Below are 4,441 nucleotides of genomic sequence, written 5' to 3'. Positions count from 1 at the left end.
TTCAAACTTTTCTTTAGACATTAGGTTGTCCCTCTAAGACACGGAATCGGTGGCTTAACCACATCAACCAAGCAATTTGCTTGTTAGATATTTACAGGAAGAAACTCAGGAGGCAAGAACAGGGGAAGTGGTGCTGATAGGCAGATTCGAACTGCCGACCTCACCCTTACCAAGGGTGTGCTCTACCAACTGAGCTATATCAGCACATACTTGGAGCGGGCAGCGGGAATCGAACCCGCATCATCAGCTTGGAAGGCTGAGGTAATAGCCATTATACGATGCCCGCGTGAACTCGGCTACCTGACTTTAATCAGCTGTATCTTAATGCCTTAAATGTTTTGCTTGGAGTATATAACTCGAGCAGAACACTCAAGGTGAAAACTGGTTAATGGTGGTGGGGGAAGGATTCGAACCTTCGAAGTCTGTGACGGCAGATTTACAGTCTGCTCCCTTTGGCCGCTCGGGAACCCCACCTTTTCCAAATTTTTAATGGTGCCGGCACCAAGAGTCGAACTCGGGACCTACTGATTACAAGTCAGTTGCTCTACCAACTGAGCTATGCCGGCATCAAGTGCTGCGCATTCTAGGTAGTGTTGGCCCATGATGCAACAAAAAAATTGCTTTTTTTGTTCTTTCGCTCATAAATTATCCACTTATAATGATATTGATGATTTTTTCAATAAATTCAGTCTAAATAACAAACAAAAAAACCTTGTGGTAGAGAAAATTGTTAAATGCAATTGTTGATTGTTTTTTGCAAATCATTCATCTCTCCTTCATTTTTTTGTGAAAGATAAGAATAGCTATCAAAAACAGTCACAGAAATAGAATATTTTTTACACTTTTGTATTTGCCATCAAAAAAATTACTAAAATCATAAAAAAATCTACGCCTGCGATAGCTCAACCGATATGATGAGATTTATTTTTTTGTCGGATACAGGTGTTCTCAACAACCTGTCCAACCTGCATAGACAGGCAGATGTTGGCTTATGAATAAGAAAGAAACTTTTTTGACGACTCCATATTTACAATTTGATCGTGAACATTGGGCAACATTGCGTGACTCTGTGCCTTTAACATTAACAAAAGAAGAAGTCGCTGCTTTAAAAGGGATTAATGAAGAAATCTCAATAGATGAAGTAGTTGAGATCTATCTTCCATTATCACGCCTACTCAATTTTTATATCAGCTCCAATTTACGGAGACAGGCGGTTCTTGACCAGTTTTTAGGAACCGATGGGCAAAAAATACCTTACATTATTGGCATCGCAGGTAGTGTTGCTGTAGGAAAAAGTACAACAGCACGCTTATTACAGGCCTTACTCAGTCGTTGGCCCGAACATCGTCGCGTTAAGTTAGTGACAACAGACGGCTTTTTGCATTCTAATAATGTATTGAATGAACGTGGTTTAATGAAAAAGAAAGGATTTCCTGAATCCTATGATATGCGTAACTTGGTCAAATTCGTCGCCGATATAAAATCAGGTGCCGAAAAGGTCACCGCTCCAGTATATTCCCATCTAAGTTATGATATTGTTCCCAATGAACAACTTATCATTGAAAGACCGGATATTTTGATCCTTGAGGGCTTAAACGTACTACAAAGTGGCATGGATTATCCACACGAGCCACACCATGTTTTTGTCTCTGACTTTGTTGATTTTTCTATTTACGTTGATGCATCAGAAGAGCTACTCGAAGAGTGGTACGTCAGTCGTTTTCTTAAGTTTCGACAAGGTGCATTCTCTGATCCTGATTCTTATTTTCATAATTACTCTAAGTTGACTGCAGAAGAAGCAACAATGGTTGCATCTAGTATTTGGCGAGAAATCAACGGATTAAACTTACAGCAAAATATTTTACCAACGAGAGAGCGTGCAAGTTTGATTATGACAAAAGGGACCAATCACGCGATTGAAAATGTCAGATTAAGGAAATAAAGCCAGAAAATAAAGTCAATAGCCGGAAATATTTCCGGCTTTACACTCATGTCCCTCTCAAGGAAATTTCACCACCGATATAAGGCGTAATAACCCCATTAATCTCAAGCAACAGTGCACCTTGTCGATCAATCCCACGAGCAATCCCATGAATTTCTTGATCACCAATAATTAATTTAACTGAGCGATTAATAAAATTATCTAATTTAATCCATCGAGGAATAAAAGGAGTCAATCCTTCGTTTTCAAACTGAATCAATGCATTTTTAAGTTCAACGATGATTTCAGCAACCAATTTATTCCGTTCAACCACCAGGCCCGTTTGTTGTAAATTAGTCCATCGTTGATTAATTGTTTTCTGCTGCTCACTACTCATCGAAATATTCATGCCTATTCCGATAACGATATGGGCTGCATCTCCCGTTTTTCCAGTCAATTCAACCAATATACCTGCCAATTTTTTATCATCCAAATATAAATCATTTGGCCATTTTACTTTTACTCTTCCAGCGCCCTGATGATTAAGAACTTCTGCAATTACAATTCCAACAACCAAACTTAAACCAATTGCTGCTGCTGGCCCTTGTTCCAAGCGCCAATACATGGATAAATATAAATTTCTACCAAAAGCAGAAACCCACTGCCTGCCACGGCGCCCCCTACCGGCATACTGATATTCTGCAACGCAAGCATCTCCGGAATCGAGTTCTGCTAGCTTCTCCAGCAAATACTGATTGGTAGAATCAATAACAGGTATAATTTCAATATGATCATCTGGAAGATAATTCTTAATAATTTCGTGATCCAAAAGATTCATTCGTGCTGGGAAACGATAGCCTTTACCTGGGATTGTTAGAATTTCCACGCCCCATTCACGAATAGTCTGTATATGCTTATTAATTCCTGCTCGGCTCATTCCCAATTCTTGACCAAGTTGCTGTCCTGAATGAACCTCACCATCTGATAACACTTTAATTAATTTTAACGGAACACTAATATCTTTCATGAAATACATTCCACCGCATCTATTTCACCCTCACTGCCAATAAAGCGTACTTCAGGTTCTAAGAGAATATTAAATTTTTCTGCCACTTTATTCCGTACATAAGCAGCTACGGCGATAATATCCTGCCCCGTTGCATTTCCTTTATTAACTAATACTAATGCCTGCTTTGTATGAACAGAAGCATCACCAATAGAAAACCCTTTCAAGTGACATTGATCGATAAGCCATCCTGCAGCAATCTTTACGCTCTGTTCATTATGGTGGTATTGAGGACAATCTGGATACTCAGATTTTATCTGCTGTGCTAATTCAGTCGATACAATTGGATTTTTGAAAAAACTTCCCGCATTACCCATAACCGCAGGATCTGGCAATTTACTCTGACGCATTTCACACACGGTATTGAATATTTGCTCTGGTGTAATATCTTCTCGTGAGAATTGAGCCAAACTGCCATAAGCTAATATTGGCTTCCATTCTTTATTCAGACGTAAACCCACTGCCGTAATAGCGTAGCCATCTTTATGTTGATGTTTGAAAATACTGTCTCTATAAGCAAATTGACATTCATTTGTCATTAGACGAGTAGAATTACCAGTTTTCAATTCAATGAAATCTACATATTCACAAACATTTTTAAATTCAATCCCATATGCACCAATATTCTGGATAGGAGCAGAACCCACATTTCCGGGAATCAGAGCTAAGTTTTCCAAGCCATAAATCCGCTGCTTAAATAAATAAGCAATCAAATCATGCCAATTCTCACCTGCACCAACATGAATGTGCCATGCAGTATCTGATTCTTGTATATCGATACCAAGAATACGATTCAGGATCACAGTACCTTTAAAATCTTCAGTGAAGAGAACGTTGCTTCCTCCTCCTAGCAATAAAATAGGATGATTTTTTCCCATCGCTTCTTGCCATAAAGATAAGAGAGATTCAATAGTTGTTGCTGTACCAATATAATCAGCACAGGCCGAAATACCAAATGTGTTGAACGTTTTTAGTTGAGTAGATTGACAGACAGACATTCACTTCAAGCTCAGTAGATAATTTGGGCTTAGTCTATCAGACTCTACATTTGAAAGATAAGTCAACAATGAATCAAGACTTATATGCTTTTGAAAATAAGAGAGAACCAGAAATGCAAAACGCCACTCATTCGAGTGGCCTTTTGACTTGGTATTAAAGCTTGGCAGTTCCCTACTCTCACATGGGGAGACCCCACACTACCATCGGCGCTACGGCGTTTCACTACTGAGTTCGGCATGGGGTCAGGTGGGACCACCGCGCTGTTGCCGCCAAGCAAATTCTGTTTTATTTGCCGAACATATATTATTCATGGTGCTGATACCCAGATTCGAACTGGGGACCTCACCCTTACCAAGGGTGTGCTCTACCAACTGAGCCATATCAGCAAACGCTGAAATAAAAAGTGTTGCCAAATGGGCAATACTTATAATTTGGTGTCTGGCAGTGCCCTACTC

The 4,441-nt window shown here is 39.5% G+C and carries 3 protein-coding genes, 5 tRNA genes and 1 rRNA gene; 1 reads left to right on the top strand and 8 read right to left on the bottom strand.

What is annotated here, in order from left to right:
• Positions 1–128: 128 nt before the first annotated feature.
• The 4 genes from FE394_RS18785 to FE394_RS18770 all read right to left on the bottom strand — a co-directional run bounded on the left by FE394_RS18785 (position 129) and on the right by FE394_RS18770 (position 566).
• Positions 129–204 (bottom strand) — tRNA-Thr (locus tag FE394_RS18785).
• A gap of 7 nt (positions 205–211) precedes the next feature.
• Positions 212–286 (bottom strand) — tRNA-Gly (locus FE394_RS18780).
• Positions 287–389: 103 nt separating this feature from the next.
• Positions 390–474 (bottom strand) — tRNA-Tyr (locus tag FE394_RS18775).
• A gap of 16 nt (positions 475–490) precedes the next feature.
• Positions 491–566, bottom strand: a tRNA-Thr gene (locus FE394_RS18770).
• Between the two features lie 425 nt (positions 567–991).
• Between FE394_RS18770 and coaA the strand changes: the two genes are divergently transcribed.
• Positions 992–1,942, top strand: coding sequence for a type I pantothenate kinase (coaA, locus tag FE394_RS18765; RefSeq protein WP_319927845.1), 951 nt, complete (start codon positions 992–994; stop codon positions 1,940–1,942).
• A 46-nt stretch (positions 1,943–1,988) separates the two neighbouring features.
• On the opposite strand, the gene birA is transcribed toward coaA, so the two are convergent.
• The 4 genes from birA to FE394_RS18745 form a co-directional block, all read right to left on the bottom strand.
• Positions 1,989–2,948: a bifunctional biotin--[acetyl-CoA-carboxylase] ligase/biotin operon repressor BirA gene (gene birA / locus FE394_RS18760; RefSeq protein ID WP_319927844.1), complete on the bottom strand. Its 960-nt coding sequence runs from the start codon at positions 2,946–2,948 to the stop codon at positions 1,989–1,991.
• A complete protein-coding gene (murB, locus tag FE394_RS18755; RefSeq protein ID WP_319927843.1) occupies positions 2,945–3,985 on the bottom strand; it encodes a UDP-N-acetylmuramate dehydrogenase in 1,041 nt (346 codons plus the stop codon). Before murB ends, birA begins: the two co-directional genes overlap by 4 nt.
• Before the next feature lie 159 nt (positions 3,986–4,144).
• Positions 4,145–4,260, bottom strand: a 5S ribosomal RNA gene (rrf, locus tag FE394_RS18750).
• Between the two features lie 36 nt (positions 4,261–4,296).
• Positions 4,297–4,372 (bottom strand) — tRNA-Thr (locus tag FE394_RS18745).
• Positions 4,373–4,441 lie beyond the last annotated feature (69 nt).

Source organism: Xenorhabdus littoralis, from assembly GCF_033949345.1.
GTDB lineage: Bacteria > Pseudomonadota > Gammaproteobacteria > Enterobacterales > Enterobacteriaceae > Xenorhabdus > Xenorhabdus littoralis.
Note: the sequence above shows the minus strand (reverse complement) of the source record. Positions and strands in the feature narration are given on the sequence as shown.

Coding starts and splice junctions, on each gene's coding strand:
- murB (WP_319927843.1), bottom strand. CDS start 3,985: ATGTCTGTCTGTCAATCTACTCAACTAAAAACGTTCAACACATTTGGT.
- coaA (WP_319927845.1), top strand. CDS start 992: ATGAATAAGAAAGAAACTTTTTTGACGACTCCATATTTACAATTTGAT.
- birA (WP_319927844.1), bottom strand. CDS start 2,948: ATGAAAGATATTAGTGTTCCGTTAAAATTAATTAAAGTGTTATCAGAT.